The organism is Caballeronia sp. dw_19 (genome assembly GCF_018449515.1).
In the GTDB taxonomy this organism is placed as follows: domain Bacteria; phylum Pseudomonadota; class Gammaproteobacteria; order Burkholderiales; family Burkholderiaceae; genus Caballeronia.
Map to the genome: position 1 here is coordinate 1 of NZ_JAAVUQ010000106.1, position 782 is coordinate 782.

Genomic DNA, 782 nt, shown 5'->3' on the forward strand with positions numbered 1-782 from the left:
GGTTCTGTCGCGGTAAGGCGGTTCAGTCGTACGAAGGCCATATGATGAGGATAGCTTACATCACCAACGAATAGAACTGGCTGGCCGCAGATGGCTTGATTTGGCCAGTGTGTTTCGTCTGCCCTTTGGAGATCATATGCATGATCTCTATGCCACTCAGAATGACACGAGCGCAGTGGAAGTCCTTGAACCCGAGCATCGGCCGGATGATGCGTTTGATAGCGCGATGGTCCTGCTCAACCACGTTGTTCAGATACTTGACCTGACGGATCTTGATGGGCGTGTCGCGCTCGGCGTTCACCGCGTGCAGCGCGGCCAGATTGGCTCCGCTTTTGTCGATCGTCACCGTCTCGGGTACGCCGTTTTGCTGGATCGATTTTTCGAAATAACGCAGGGCCGCAGCCTTGTTGCGCCTGGCTCGCAGAAGAAAGTCGACCGTGTTGCCTTCCTTGTCCACGGCCCGGTAGAGGTACTTCCATTCGCCTCGAACCTTCACATAGGTTTCGTCCATCCTCCAGCTCTTGCCAACCGCTCGCTTGCAGCGGCGAAACGCCTTCTCAAGCACGGGCAGAAGCTTGATGGCCCAGCGGTGCACCGTGGAATGATCGACCGCAATCCCGCGCTCGGCCATCATTTCTTCGAGATGACGCAAGCTCAGCGGATAAGCGACGTACCAGCGCACGCAAGTCAGCATGACTTCCAGCGGATAGTGCAACCGTTTAAGCACCCGTGCCACGCTCGGATCCAGCGTCTTCATTCTTCACCCACGCCACCGTTTCGAT

General features: G+C 56.6%; 1 protein-coding gene. It reads right to left on the reverse strand.

What is annotated here, in order from left to right; all coding sequences use genetic code 11:
• Nucleotides 1-55: 55 nt before the first annotated feature.
• On the reverse strand, nt 56-757 hold the full coding sequence (locus HB376_RS40600) for an IS6 family transposase (RefSeq protein WP_213769309.1): 702 nt from the start codon (nt 755-757) through the stop codon (nt 56-58).
• Between the last annotated feature and the right edge of the window lie 25 nt (nt 758-782).